Consider the following 13,655-nt stretch of genomic DNA (forward strand, 5'->3'; position numbering starts at 1 on the left):
GGCGGGGGGGGCCCGCCGCCGGAACCCCCCCCCCCCCCCGGGGGGGGGGTTTTTGGGGGGGGGGGGCCCCCCCCCCCCCCCCCCCAAAACTCAACCCGCGTTCCTCGACCGCCTTCCCGCCGGTCGCCCGGATCGTATACGATCGAGCCCGTGACCGTGTCCCAGGCCACAGCGCACCGCCCCCTCACCAAGGAGCACCGATGACCAACCTCGAGAGCCGCCAGAAGACCTCCTCCGGCTTCTTCGTCACCAAGGAAGTCCCCATCGACCCGGAGAACCCCCTCCCCACCCCGACGTCCGAGGCGCCGGACATCCTGCGCTGCGCCTCGATGGAGCTCGTGGTCACGGACCTCGCCGCCTCCCGCGAGTTCTACGTGGACGTGCTCGGCCTGGTGGTCACCGAGGAGGACGAGGAGACCGTCTACCTGCGCTCCATGGAGGAGTTCATCCACCACAACCTGGTGCTGCGCCAGGGCGAGACCGCCGCCGTGGCCGCGTTCTCCTACCGCGTGCGCACCCCCGAGGACCTGGACAAGGCGGTCGCCTTCTACGAGGAGCTGGGCTGCCGCGTGGAGCGCCGGAAGGACGGCTTCGTCAAGGGCGTCGGCGACTCCGTGCGCGTCGAGGACCCGCTGGGCTTCCCCTACGAGTTCTTCCACGACGTCGAGCACGTGGAGCGCCTGGCCTGGCGCTACGACCTCTACACCCCGGGCGCCCTGGTCCGCCTGGACCACTTCAACCAGGTGACCCCGGATGTGCCGCGCGCCGCCCGCTACATGCAGGACCTGGGCTTCCGCGTCACCGAGGACATCCAGGACGAGAACGGCACCGTCTACGCCGCGTGGATGCGCCGCAAGCCCACCGTGCACGACACCGCCATGACCGGCGGCGACGGCCCCCGGATGCACCACGTGTGCTTCGCCACGCACGAGAAGCACAACATCCTGGCGATCTGCGACAAGCTCGGCGCCCTGCGCATGTCCGACCACATCGAGCGCGGCCCGGGCCGCCACGGCGTCTCCAACGCGTTCTACCTCTACCTGCGCGACCCGGACGGCCACCGCGTGGAGGTCTACACCCAGGACTACTACACCGGTGACCCGGACAACCCCGTGGTCACCTGGGACGTGCACGACAACCAGCGCCGCGACTGGTGGGGCACCCCGATCGTGCCGTCCTGGTACACCGATGCCTCCCGCGTGCTGGACCTCGACGGCAACCTGCAGCCGCTGGTCTCCCGCACCGACGACTCGGAGATGGCCGTGACCATCGGCGCCGACGGCTTCTCCTACACCCGCGAGGGGCAGGGCGAGGAGTCCATGCCGGAGTGGAAGCAGGGCGAGTACAAGCTCGGCAACCAGCTCTGACCGGCACGGCCGGCACCGCTTCGGGACACCACGACGACGGCGGGCACCCAACGCAGGTGCCCGCCGTCGGCGTCCGCCCTCCCTACCATCCTCCGCGTCTCCCCGCCCCACGCCGTTCGAGGCGGAAAATCCACCTCATTCGAGCCGGGAGGGCCAGTTTGAGCTCGATTTCCCGCCTCAAAGCGTGGGGAGCAGGGGTGTCCCGCCTCGCAGACGGGCGTCGGGGGGCTGGCCTGGCTCACGGTGCACCGCCGCAAGCCCGGGCTGGGCATCGGGACGCGCGCCCCGGACTGATCCGGGGCGGTGACAGGATGGCGACGGGGCCGGGGGCCGAGCCGCGTAATCGTATACGATGAAGGCCAGGCCCCTGCCCGTCGTCGTGAAGGAGACCGCTGTGCTGGACCACGAGACCCACGTCAAGATCGCCGACGAGCTGCACCGTGCGGGCATCGACCGCGTGCCCGTGCCGCGGCTGACCGCGCGCTACCCGGAGATGGAGATCGAGGACTCGTACGCCGTCCAGCGCATCTGGGCCGAGCGCCAGGTCGAGGCGGGCCGCCGCAAGGTGGGCCACAAGATCGGCCTGACCTCCAAGGCCATGCAGGACGCGACCGGGATCGACGAGCCGGACTACGGCGTGATCTTCGACGACCAGGTGTTCGAGTCCGGCCACGTGTACGAGTGGAAGAAGTACACCCATCCGCGCGTCGAGATGGAGCTGGCGTTCGTGCTGCGGGACGAGCTGCGCGGGCCCGGCCTGAACCTGATGGACGTGCTGCGCGCCACCGAGTACGTGGTGCCCGCGCTGGAGGTGCTGGACTCGCGCATCGAGATGGCCGGCCGCACCATCACGGACACCATCTCGGACAACGCCGCCCTGGGCTCCCTGGTGATCGGCGGCCGCCCCGTGGGCGTGCACGACGTCGACCTGCGGTGGGTCTCCGGCATCCTCTCCCGCAACGAGGAGATCATCGAGACCGGCGTGGCCGCGGGCGTGCTGAACCACCCGGCCAACGGCGTGCACTGGCTGGCCAACCGCATCGCCGAGCACGGAGACGCGCTCGAAGCCGGTGAGATCGTGCTCGCCGGCTCCTTCACCCGCCCGATGTGGGTGTACGAGGGCGACACCGTCTACGCCGACTACGGCCCGCTCGGCACCATCACCTGCCGCTTCGCCTGACCCGCCCGTCGTCGTCGCCCCGCCCGCCCGCGCCCGCCCGCCCGCAACGCGGGTTGACCTATCACCAGTACGACGCCGCTCCACCCGCGACAACTCAACCCGCGTCGGGTGGAGGATGCGGAGAACCCCGGAGGAACGTCCCATGCCCGTCCGCCACAACCCGCAGCCGCTGTTCCGCGACCTCTTCACGCCCGAGGCCGTCGCCGCCCGTGGGGGCCGCCCCGCCGCCGGCATGTTCCTCTCCTCCGGGGACCCGACGACGGCGGAGATCTGCGCCGGCGCGGGCCTCGACTACCTGCTCATCGACGCCGAGCACGCCCCGCTGACGCTGCAGGACGTCCTCGCCCAGCTGCGCGTGATCGCCGGCTACCGCGTGCCCACCCTGGTGCGCGTGCCGGCGCTGGACACCGTGGCCATCAAGCAGTTCCTGGACCTGGGCGCCCAGACCCTGTTGGTGCCCATGGTCGACGACGCCGCGATGGCCCGCAGCGCCGTGGCCGCCGCCCGCTACCCGGACGGCTCCGCCGAGGGCGGGGTGCGCGGCGTGGGCTCCGCCCTGGCACGCTCGGGCCGCTGGAACCGGATCCCCGGCTACCTGCCCGGCGCGGCGGACCACGTCTCCGTGATCGTGCAGATCGAGACGGCCGCGGGCGTGCGCAACGCCGACGAGATCGCGGCGGTGGACGGGATCGACGGCGTCTTCATCGGTCCCTCGGACCTCTCCGCGTCCCTGGGACTGCTCGGCCAGCAGTCGCACCCGGAGGTGGTGGCCGCGGTCGAGGAGGTCATCGCGAAGGTCAAGGCCGCCGGGAAGTTCGTGGGCGTCAATGCGTTCGTGCCCGCGCAGGCCGACGCCTACGCCGCCGCCGGTGCGGACTACGTCAACGTGGGCGCCGACGTCGCCCTGCTGGCCCGCGCCGCCGAGGCCCTCGCCGACCGCTGGTGCCCGGAGCCGAGCGACGCCGCGGCCGACGGGGAGGGCGCGCCCCGCACGTCGTACTGACCTGGTCATCCCCTCACTTCGGGGCGCGAAATCCACCTCAAGAACGCCCGGTCCTGGCCCATGACGTGGATTTCCCGCCTCGAATGGCTCGGGGCCGGCGCCCCGGGGGACGTCACCGCCTCCTGCACAACCGCACCGGACCCCCTCGTGCGTCCCCAGGCCCCCGCTCGTCCGTCTCGGGACGCGGAGCGACGGGGCACGCTCGCCGCATGTCCCGTCGCCCCGCCCCGCTGCCGCCGTCGATCGACCCCGCCGCCTTCACGGTCGACGACGCGCGCCGGGCGGGCGTGACGTGGTCCCGACTGCAGTCCTCAGACCTGCGGCGGCTGCGCCACGGCGTCTACGGGCCGGCCGGCCCTGCGGCGGCCCCCGTCCGTGAGTGGACGATGGATGAGATCCGCGCGTACCAGCGGCGCCATCCCGATGTCGTCGTCAGCCATGAGACCGCCGCCCGCCTGCACGGCCTGACCGTGCCCGAGCGGCTGCTGGCCCCCGGTGCGGTGCACGTCAGCGTCGGCACCTCGGGTGGCCGGCCGGTCCAGGCGGGTCTGGTGCCCCACCGCATCGAGGTGCTGGAAGGACAGCGGATGACGCGGGGCGACGTGCTTGTGACGACGCCGGCCCGCACGCTGTGGGACCTGTGCGCGGCACGGTCGGCGCTCACGGAGCGGGACGTCGTCGTCGCCGGTGACGCGCTTCTCTGCCCGCCGTGGCTGCCCGGCGGCGGACGCGGGGCTCCCGCCTACACCCCGGAGGAGCTCGTCCGATCGCTGGTCGAACGGGGACGTTTCCGGGGGCGCGGGCTGGCCCGGGCGGCGCTGGCGAGGATGCGCGTGGGGGCGGATTCGCCGCGCGAGACGCGTCTGCGGCTGGCGCTCGTGGACGCCGGGCTGCCGGAGCCCGAGGTGCAGTGCCGGCTGGACCCGTCAAACCGCCACGCTCCGACGGTCGACCTCGGGTATCGGCCGTGGCGCCTCGCGTTGCAATACGAAGGCGAGCACCACCGCACCGCCGAGCAGCAGGCCCGGGACGTGCTGCGCGACCGCTGGTGCGCCGACCACGACTGGCTCTCGATCAAGGTCATGTGGGCCGATGCCCGGGACGACTACGCGGACGTGGTCGCGCGGGTGCGGCGCCGGGCGGCCGCGTTCGGTGGGTGACCCGGTGAGATCCACGGTCACCGCAGTCCGCCACGGCCCCCCGTTTCGAGGCGCGAAATCCAGGTCATAGGGCTCTGGTCCACGCCCATGGGGTCGATTTCCCGCCTCGAAAGGACGGGCCCGGTGGGAGCCGGTCCGTGAACACCCGTCCTCCCCCACGTAGCGTGGCCCCATGACCACGTCCGTTCCCGCCCTGAGCTCGCATTTCGCCGACACCTTCCCCGAGCTCGCCCTGCCCTGGCAGGCCCAGGCCACGGACGGCCCGCAGCTCGTCCTGCTCAATGCCGGCCTCGCGGCGGAGCTCGGCCTCGACGCCGAGTGGCTCGCCACCGACGACGGCGTCTCCTTCCTCACCGGCGAGCAGCCCGGCCCGGGCGCGCGGCCGGTCGCGCAGGCGTACGCGGGCCACCAGTTCGGCCACTACTCTCCCCGCCTGGGTGACGGGCGCGCCCTCCTCCTCGGCGAGCTCACGGCTCCGGACGGTCGGCTCCACGACCTGCATCTCAAGGGCTCCGGTCGCACGCCCTTCGCGCGCGGCAACGCCGACGGGCAGGCCGTGCTCGGCCCCATGCTCCGCGAGTACGTGGTCTCCGAGGCGATGCACGCCCTCGGCGTGCCGACCACGCGGGCGCTGGCCGTCGTCGGCACGGGCCACCCGGTCCGCCGCGAGACCGTGCTGCCGGGTGCGGTGCTGGCCCGGACGGCCGCGTCGCACCTGCGCGTCGGCACGGCCCAGTACGCCGCGGCCCTCCCCGAGCAGGCGCACCCCACGGAGGTGCTGCGCCGGATCGTCGACGAGGCCATCGCCCGCCACCACCCGCACGCCACCGACGCCGAGCACCCCGCGCTCGCGCTCTACGAGGCGGTGATCGCCGCGCAGGCCGCGCTCGTCTCCCGCTGGATGCTCGTCGGCTTCGTGCACGGTGTGATGAACACGGACAACATGACCCTGTCCGGCGAGACCATCGACTACGGCCCCTGCGCGTTCATCGACGCCTTCGACCCGGCCGCGAGCTTCTCCTCGATCGACACCCAGGGCCGGTACGCGTACGGGAATCAGGGGCCCATCGCGGCGTGGAACCTCGCCCGGCTCGGCGAGGCCCTCGTGCCCGTGCTCGACGACGACCCCGACCGCGCCGTCGCACTCGCCCAGGAGGCGCTGGGCAGGTTCCACGGCGCCCATCTCGCGGCGTGGCGGGGCGGACTGCAGGACAAGCTCGGTCTCCCGGCGTCCGTGGCGGAGGACGACGTCGCCGCGCTCACCGACCGCCTGTTCCCGTGGCTGGCCGCGGCGCGGGCCGACTGGACCTTGTTCTGGGTGCGGCTGGCCGAGCACACGGCGGCGCCCGTGGACGACGACGCGGCCCGCACCGAGGCGGCACGACTCGTCCCCGGCGCCCCGGACCCCGCGGGGCTCGCCGCCTGGCTCGCGGACTGGCGGGCGATGGGTCCCGATCCGGCCCGGATGCGCGCGGTGAACCCCGTCTACATCCCACGGAACCACCTGCTCGACGAGGCCCTGACGGCCGCGGAGGACGGGGACCTCACCGCCGTCCACCGGCTGCTCGAGGCCGTCACGGATCCCTTCACCCCGCGCCCCGGGTTCGAGCGGTACGCGGAGCCGTGGCCGGAGGACGGGGCCCCGTTCGTCACCTACTGCGGCACCTGACCACTTTCGTTGACGAAACGGACGCCCTCCAGGCCGCTTTCGTTGACGAAACGGACGCCCTCACCCCCGCGCCAGCGACTTCACCGGCACGGCCGGGTCCGCGAGCGCGGCGGCGTCCACCACGATCCCCCGGTCGATGATGCGCCGGGCGGCCTTGACGGTCATGGGGTCGTCGATCGACGCGGCCCCGCGCAGGGTCCCGTCCGCGGCCAGGGCGAAGCTCGCCACCACCGTCCCGCGCACCTCGCGGTCCACGATCCGCCCACCGGCCGGCACCGTCATGTCCCCCACGGCCTCCACGTGGGCGTCGTACCGGTCGGACCAGAACCACGGGGCGCCCGGGGCGTCCGCCTCCTCCCCCAGGATCGCCGCCGCGGCGGCCGCGCCGGAACGCAGGGCCGGCTCCCAGTGCCGGGACGGGGCCCACGCGGACTCCCGGGCGCGCGCGGCGTCACCCACGGCCAGGATCCCGGGCACGGTCGTGCGGCCCATCGCGTCCGTGAGCACGCCGTCGGCCACCTCCAGACCGGCGTCCTCGGCGAGCGCGGTGTCCGGCACGGTGCCCCCGGCCAGCACCACGACGTCGGCGTCCACGGTCCGCCCGTCGTGGAGGTGGAGCCGGTGGGCGGCCGGCAGCGCGGCGCCGCCGTCGGCGTCCCGGTGCTCGATCCAGGCCGCCCGGCCGACCTCGACAGCGACCCCGTGCTCGGCGTGCATCCGGTGCAGGCGGGCGGCCAGCGCCGGCCCGACCGCCGCGCGAGCCGGGGCGTCCGTCCCGGTCACGAGCGTCACCGCGGCGAGCGAGCGGCGCGCCGCGGCCGCGACCTCCGCCCCCGTGAAGCCGCCGCCCACGACCGCCACCTCGGCCCCGAACGTCAGGCGGTCGCGCAGGGCCTCGGCGTCGGCGCGGGTGCGCAGGGTGATCAGGTCCGGGTGGTCGGCGCCGGCGACGTCGAGGGCCCGGGGTCGCCCGCCCGTGGCGAGCACGACCGCGTCCGCGTCCAGGACCCGCCCGGAGGCCGTCTCCACCCGGTGGGGCGCGGGGCCGCCGTCGGGGTGGACGCCGCCCGGCACCACCCGGACCGCCTCGTCCTCCACCAGCTCCACCCCGTGCTCGGCGAACCATGCCGGCGGGGCGAGCAGCAGGCGGTGCGCGTCCGCGTCGCCGGTCAGGAACTCCTTGCTCAGGGGCGGCCGGTCATAGGGCACGCCCTGCGGGTCCACGAGTGCGATCCCGCCCGCGAAACCGCGACGCCGCAGCTCGCGGACCACGGCGAAGCCCGCGACGCCGCCGCCCACCACCGCGACCGAGCCGGGCACGCCCGCCGGGGCCTCGACGTCGTGGCTCATGCGCCGGGGACGAGGTAGAGCTGGCCCTCGCGCTCCTCGACGCGGTGCACGCCGACGCCCTTGGTGGCGGGCAGGCAGAGCGCCTCGCCGGTGCGCAGGCAGAACTGCGCGGCGTGCAGCGGGCACTCCACCCGGTCATCCTCGAGCCAGCCCTCGGCCAGCGAGGCGTCCTCGTGGGTGCACGTGTCGTCGATCGCGTGGAACTCGCCCGCGTCCGTGTGGAACACCGCGACGTCGTCCCTCGTCCCCGCCGTCGCCGCCGGGACGACGATCGCCTCGCCCTCCGGGACGTCCGCCGCCGCGCCGATGTGGATCGGCTCCGCCATGGTCTGCCTCCTCTGGTTCCCGGGCCGGGCGGCCCGTGGTGGTCTCCCGTCACCGTATCTCCCGGCGCGGACCCGACACCCCTTCGCTGTGCTCCGCCCCGGTGCCACACCGCGCCCACCTGTGAATGGATGAACCGGACATCACCGGGGCGTGAAATGACCCGACAAGCCTCCGAGAAATGCTCCCGGGAATGGTCGATCACGCTACGATCACGACGGCTCTCCGGCCGTCATCCCGCCCGCACCACGTCACCGACCCGGGAAAGCGACACGGCCCGCGCCTGTCATTCCTCGGGCACTCCACCTTCCGAAGGCATCCGCATGAAGATTCTCCTGCCGGGTTCCGCCGCGTCCCCCCGCCCGCTCGCGCCCGCCGTCGCGGTCGCCGCGCTCTCCGTCCTCGTCGGCGGCCTGCTCCCGCAGCAGCCGTCCGCGACCACGGAGGGCGCCCCCGACGCGCGCCCGCTCGACGACGCCGCCCGTGCCACGACCGCCGGGACGGCCACGACCCCCGCGTCGGCCGCTCCCGTCGAGGGCGCCGGCGTCGCGACCGTCCCGCAGGAGGGCGAGAACCTCGTCCCGGCCGAGGAGGCTCCGGCCGGCGTCGTGCTCGGCGAGCCCGTGGTGGACCGCCCGTTCACGGTGGCCGCCGCCGTGTGGGACGCCGCGGCGGACGACGCCGTCGAGCGCGTGGAGATCCGCGTGCGTCAGGACGGGGCCTGGGGCCCGTGGCAGGTCCTGGAGCGGCCCGTCCTGCCTGAGGACGCCGCCCCCGCGCGCACCGGCACGGACCCGTTCGTCGCGTTCGGCGCGGACGGCGCCCAGCTGCGCGTGACCACCGTCGACGGCGCAGCCCCGGCCGGCCTCGAGCTGTCCCTCATCGACCCGGGCACGGCCGCCACGGACGAGACCGTCGCGAGCGCGCACCCGGCGGTGGCCGCCGAGCAGGCCGCCGAGACCGCCGGCCTGCCCCGGGGCGTGAAGTCGAGCGCCGTCGTCGGGGGCGCCGCACCCGCCGAGGCCCACACCGTGGCCACGGCCTCGGACGCCCGCGCGAAGATCCTCCCGGACGTCATCACCCGCGCCCAGTGGGGCGCGGACGAGTCCTGGGCGGAGGACTCCCCGCAGTTCGACCAGGTGCGCGCGCTGACCATCCACCACACGGCCGGCACCAACGACTACACGCGCGCCCAGGCCGTGGAGCAGATGCGCGGCATCTACGCGTACTACACGAAGACCCTCGGCTGGGGCGACTTCCCGTACCACCTGATCACGGACCGCTTCGGCAACATCTACGAGGGCCGCCGCGGCGCCCTGAACTCGAACCCGCTGGGCACGCACGCGGGCGGGTTCAACCGGGGCACGATGGGCATTTCCACGATGGGCGACTACGACGTGGTCGCCCCGTCCGAGGAGGTCGTGGACGCGATGGCCCGCGCCACCGCCTACTACCTGTACCGCGACGGCATCGACGCGCGCGGCCGGGTCACCCTGACCTCGGGCGGCAGCACGAAGTACGCCGCGGGCACGCCCGTCACCGTGGACACGATCTTCCCGCACCGGGCCACGTCCGCGACCGCGTGCCCGGGGCAGCACCTGATGGCTCGCTTCGACGACCTGCGGGACCGCGCCGAGGCCATCGCGACGGCGGCCGGCCAGCCGCCGACACCGGCCACCCCGGCTCCGACGCCGGCTCCGACGACCGAGCCGTCGACCGCCGGCACGTACACGGTGCAGCCGAACGACGGCTGGTGGATCATCGCCCGCCGCACCGGGGTGCCCGCGGCCACCCTCCAGGAGCTCAACGGCATGACCGAGTCGACCGTCCTGCACCCGGGGATGGTGCTCATCACCGCCGCCACGGCGCCGGCCTCCCCGCCCGCGCCTGCCCCGACCCCGGCCCCTGCCCCGGGCACGTACACGGTCCGCGAGGGCGACGGCTGGTGGATCATCGCCCACCGCACCGGCGTGACGATGGAGACCCTCCAGCGCCTCAACGGCATGACCGCGACCACCGTGCTGCACCCGGGGATGGTGCTGCGGACTGGCCAGACCGCCTCCGCCCCGGCGCCCTCGCCCGCCACGTACGTGGTCCAGGCGAACGACGGCTGGTGGCTCATCTCCCAGCGCACGGGCGTCTCCATGGAGCGCCTGCAACGCCTCAACGGCATGACGGTCTCGACCATGCTCCACCCGGGCATGGTGCTGCGCACCGCCTGAGCGCCCCGCCGGGACGACGTCGGCCCGCACCTGCGCGTGAAGGTGCGGGCCGCCGTCGTCGGTTGAGTTGTCACCGGTCGTAGGCCGCCGCACCCGGGATAAGTCAACCGGCGTTGCTCCCCACGAGAAGTCGACGACGGCGCGCGCCGCTTCAGTCCTGTGGTGCCAGCTCCCCGTCCACGAGGTGCCAGCGCCGGTCGCAGGCGGCCGCCACCCTCGGGTCATGGGTCACGACCACCACGGCCCGCTCAGGCCCCACGGCTCCGCGCAGCAGGTCGACGACGTCCCGCGTCCTCTCCTGATCCAGCGCCCCCGTCGGTTCGTCCGCCAGGACCAGCGGCGGCTCGTTGATGAGAGCGCGGGCGACGGCCACCCGCTGCTTCTCCCCGCCGGACAGCGTGCGGGCCCGGTGACCCGTGCGCATTCCCAACCCCACCCGCTCGAGGGCCTCCCCCGCGCGGCGTCGCTGCTCCCCACGCGGGACCCGGTCCGGGCCGTAGCGCAGGGGCAGCATCACGTTCTCCAGTGCGGTGGCGTGCTCCATGAGGGCGAAGTCCTGCAGGACGATGCCGCACCGCTGGTTCCGATACCGGTCCCCGCCCCGGCTCCACGGCTCCGGGAGGGGTTCTCCCCCCAGCAGGACGCGACCCGAGTCCGGGGAATCCAGGCACGCGAGGATCCGCAGCAGGGTGGATTTCCCGGACCCGGAAGGCCCGGTGACGGCTTGCATCTCACCGGCCGGAACCAGCAGAGAGGCCCCCCGGAGGACGGGCACCGCCTCCCCGCCGGAGAGGAACGTCTTGTCCACGTCGTGGACTTCGAGGAGGCTCATGCGGTCTCCTTGGTCGGCCGGTGGCGGCGGGGGCGGCGACCGAAGGTCGCCGCGAGTGCGCGCCAGGAGGACAGGGTGGCGACGGCGCCGATCGCCATGACGGCGATGAGCGCGGCGGACATCGGGCCGGTGGACGGCGGCCCCGGCAGGGCGGACGCACCCGCGGTGAGACCGACAACGGCCGGCAGGACCCATGCGAAGAGCACGGGAACGGTGATCCGCACCGCGGCCTGCCAGCGGGCGGCGCCCACCATCGCGGCGATCCGCCAGGTGGGGGCCAGAGCCCGGGCGAGCACGCCGAGAACGCCGAACAGGGAGACGACGGCGCCGAGCACCGCCGCGCCGAACAGGACGAGCAGCGTGCGGGAGCTGGCGCTCAGGGACTGCAGCAGCGCGGAGGACTGCGGAGTCAGGGGTTCGGCGGTGACCACCAGAGCGTCCGTTTCGAGGGCTCGTCCTGCCGCATCCAGTGCCGGGACGGCATCCTGGCCCAGGACGATGGTGCGCAGCAGGAGGCCCTCCAACGCGTCTGGCGGGTACAGGCTCGCCAGCATCGAGGTCGGGACGACCACCAGGACGGCTTCGTCCAGCGGAACCGATCCCATCATCGGATCCAGAGCGGTGGCGCCCGGCGCCAGCCGTCCGGTCACCGGGATCATGGCGTCCTGGAACTGCACACGCGTCGGCGGTGGCAGGACGCCCCCGGCCGTGAGCGCGTACGGATCCTTCGCCGAGGAGTCGCTGCCCAGCACCGCGTAGGGAGCGGCCGTGCCGTCGGCGTCGCGATGCGGGGACTGACCCGTCGGAGACAGCGTCTCGTCGAGACCGGACCCGGCGAAGAAGTCCTCGGTCACCAGCAGGGCGCCGGGGAGGTCATCGCCGAATCGGTCCCCGTAGGGGTCCATCGTGTACGCCGTCCGGTGCGGGTCCGTCAGGAGGGCGAACAGCGCGGCGGTGCGTCGACCGTCGTCGACGGAGTCGGTCTGGGAGCCGGCAGAGAGGTCGGGCTCGGGCGGCTCCTGCTGCGGTTCGCCCGGGGCGTTGCCGCGCCCTTCCAGATCCCCTAGCCCCGCGAGGTAGTAGCCCCGCAACGAGGCCGCACCGAGCTGCTCCCACCGTTGCAGGTGCCGATCGATCTCCTGCGCCTCGCTCGCCTGCTGGAAGGACAGTCCCAAGAGCGAGCACGAGGCGACCGCGTGGACGAAGGCGACCAGCACCAACGGCCAGAACCTCAGCGTGTCGCGCAGCCCGTCGCTCCAGGCCACGCCGAGACTCCGGAGGCTCACCGGGGCGCTCGCATCCAGAGAGAGACCACATGGGTCGCCGCCACGAGCACGGCGTCGCCCAGCAGCACGACCAGGATGACGCCGCTTGCGACGAGCGGGGACGGTTCCGTGACCGCACCGGTCAGCACCATCCCCTGCCACAGCGCGGCAGAGATCCCCGCAGCGCCGAGGAACGGCACCACGCTCACCCTGGCGCGCGACACCGCGGCCCGAAGCGGGGGCACCCCCAGCAGGCGTAGGACTCGCAGTGCGGCGCGCTCCGTCGAACGCAGAGTCAGGACCCAGAACGCCGTGACGCTGATCAGAGTGAGGCCGGTCAGCGTCGCGGTCACGCCGAGCACCGGCGACGTGATGGCCGCGTTCAGTGCCGAGGGCGCTGGAGTCGCTTCGACTCCCAGCCCGGACGCTCGCAGGGTCTGGAGGAATCCCTCCAGATCACCGGGCTCGCCCACGAGGATGCCCACGTAGGAGGCGGAGTTGTCGAACGCCGGGGTCGGCTGGATCACCCCGTCTGCGGGGAGGCCTCGCCAGTCCGCCGCGGAGGTGAGGGCCACCGGCCGACCGGACAGTTCCCCGCTCCGAGCAGCCCGGTCGGCCAGAATGCTGCCCTCGCGCAGCAGAAACCCTCGCGCTGCCCGCAGAGATTCCAAGGTCGGTACGTCGACGCCCGCAAGACACGGGGCCGCGGGGCCGGCCAGGTGGCGCACGCCGGGGTCCGCCCCGCTCGCCATCAGGGTGAGTTTCCGCCCGGTCGTGGCGGCCTCTGCCACGGACCAGGCCTCGCTGCCGCCTCCGATGCCGACATCCCAGACGGCCGGTCCGCACTCCGCGGCTCCGAAGTACTGCCGATGGTGGACGGACAGGGAGCCCACGAGGCTCAGCGCCAGCCCGCACAGTGCCACGAGCAGCACGGCACGGGTGACGAGCAGCCCGAGCGTCCGGAGTCCCCTGCCCGTCACGGTCAGTTCCCACCGATGGGCTCGGACAGGGCCCCGTACTGCACCCGCGCCACAGCACCGACCGCAGCGGCTCCCCACGCCGCAGTCTTCCTGAGCAGGGCCATGATGGCCTCCTTGCTGTGTGGCACCCAGAGGATCCCCTGATCCCCTGTGACGCCTCCCACATCCCTGTGAGTAGGGTACTCGTGGGGGGGGGGGGGGGGGCCGGGGGGGGGGGGGGGGCGGGGGGGGCGGGGGGGGGGCCGCCCCCCCCCGGGGGGGGCCGGCGCGGCGCGCGCGCGGGGCGCGGGGGGCCGGGGGGGC

Annotated in this window: 11 protein-coding genes; 6 read left to right on the forward strand and 5 right to left on the reverse strand. The window is 74.0% G+C overall.

The genetic code is table 11. The annotated features are described in order from the left end of the window. Nucleotides 1-200: 200 nt before the first annotated feature. The 5 genes from hpaD to ABIB16_RS10850 all read left to right on the forward strand — a co-directional run bounded on the left by hpaD (nucleotide 201) and on the right by ABIB16_RS10850 (nucleotide 6,379). Entirely contained in the window at nucleotides 201-1,367 is a 1,167-nt protein-coding gene (gene hpaD, locus ABIB16_RS10830) for a 3,4-dihydroxyphenylacetate 2,3-dioxygenase (protein WP_113914330.1), read from the forward strand. 394 nt (nucleotides 1,368-1,761) lie between these two features. Continuing rightward, complete coding sequence (locus ABIB16_RS10835; RefSeq protein ID WP_044658782.1) at nucleotides 1,762-2,547, forward strand: 2-keto-4-pentenoate hydratase; 786 nt, start codon at nucleotides 1,762-1,764, stop codon at nucleotides 2,545-2,547. 142 nt (nucleotides 2,548-2,689) lie between these two features. Beyond that, on the forward strand, nucleotides 2,690-3,550 hold the full coding sequence (locus tag ABIB16_RS10840) for an HpcH/HpaI aldolase family protein (RefSeq protein WP_041102612.1): 861 nt from the start codon (nucleotides 2,690-2,692) through the stop codon (nucleotides 3,548-3,550). Nucleotides 3,551-3,759: 209 nt separating this feature from the next. Further along, on the forward strand, nucleotides 3,760-4,710 hold the full coding sequence (locus tag ABIB16_RS10845; protein ID WP_060974235.1) for a hypothetical protein: 951 nt from the start codon (nucleotides 3,760-3,762) through the stop codon (nucleotides 4,708-4,710). A gap of 172 nt (nucleotides 4,711-4,882) precedes the next feature. Then, the gene (locus ABIB16_RS10850) at nucleotides 4,883-6,379 is read left to right on the forward strand and encodes a protein adenylyltransferase SelO (RefSeq protein ID WP_044658779.1); all 1,497 of its coding nucleotides are present in this window, start codon (nucleotides 4,883-4,885) and stop codon (nucleotides 6,377-6,379) included. 60 nt (nucleotides 6,380-6,439) lie between these two features. On the opposite strand, the gene ABIB16_RS10855 is transcribed toward ABIB16_RS10850, so the two are convergent. Both ABIB16_RS10855 and ABIB16_RS10860 read right to left on the reverse strand, forming a co-directional pair. Beyond that, nucleotides 6,440-7,729: an NAD(P)/FAD-dependent oxidoreductase gene (locus tag ABIB16_RS10855; protein WP_122054705.1), complete on the reverse strand. Its 1,290-nt coding sequence runs from the start codon at nucleotides 7,727-7,729 to the stop codon at nucleotides 6,440-6,442. Next, the gene (locus ABIB16_RS10860) at nucleotides 7,726-8,055 is read right to left on the reverse strand and encodes a bifunctional 3-phenylpropionate/cinnamic acid dioxygenase ferredoxin subunit (protein WP_002857882.1); all 330 of its coding nucleotides are present in this window, start codon (nucleotides 8,053-8,055) and stop codon (nucleotides 7,726-7,728) included. Before ABIB16_RS10860 ends, ABIB16_RS10855 begins: the two co-directional genes overlap by 4 nt. Nucleotides 8,056-8,376: 321 nt before the next feature. Here ABIB16_RS10860 and ABIB16_RS10865 point away from each other — a divergent pair, with 321 nt between their 5' ends. Beyond that, the gene (locus ABIB16_RS10865) at nucleotides 8,377-10,275 is read left to right on the forward strand and encodes a LysM peptidoglycan-binding domain-containing protein (protein ID WP_354436280.1); all 1,899 of its coding nucleotides are present in this window, start codon (nucleotides 8,377-8,379) and stop codon (nucleotides 10,273-10,275) included. A 151-nt stretch (nucleotides 10,276-10,426) separates the two neighbouring features. Here the strand turns inward: ABIB16_RS10865 and ABIB16_RS10870 are convergent, their stop codons facing one another. Genes ABIB16_RS10870 through ABIB16_RS10880 form a run of 3 tightly spaced genes read right to left on the reverse strand, consistent with a single transcriptional unit; the run spans nucleotide 10,427 to nucleotide 13,304 of the window. Next, the gene (locus ABIB16_RS10870) at nucleotides 10,427-11,107 is read right to left on the reverse strand and encodes an ABC transporter ATP-binding protein (RefSeq protein WP_217565162.1); all 681 of its coding nucleotides are present in this window, start codon (nucleotides 11,105-11,107) and stop codon (nucleotides 10,427-10,429) included. Next, on the reverse strand, nucleotides 11,104-12,372 hold the full coding sequence (locus tag ABIB16_RS10875; protein WP_354436281.1) for a hypothetical protein: 1,269 nt from the start codon (nucleotides 12,370-12,372) through the stop codon (nucleotides 11,104-11,106). The genes ABIB16_RS10870 and ABIB16_RS10875 overlap by 4 nt, the downstream gene beginning before the upstream one ends. A 17-nt stretch (nucleotides 12,373-12,389) precedes the next feature. Continuing rightward, nucleotides 12,390-13,304 carry a hypothetical protein gene (locus ABIB16_RS10880; RefSeq protein ID WP_354436282.1) on the reverse strand — a complete coding sequence of 305 codons (915 nt, stop codon included), beginning with the start codon at nucleotides 13,302-13,304 and terminating at the stop codon, nucleotides 12,390-12,392. Nucleotides 13,305-13,655 lie beyond the last annotated feature (351 nt).

It is taken from the genome of Micrococcus sp. UYEF5 (genome assembly GCF_040546065.1).
Classification (GTDB): Bacteria; Actinomycetota; Actinomycetes; order Actinomycetales; family Micrococcaceae; genus Micrococcus; species Micrococcus luteus.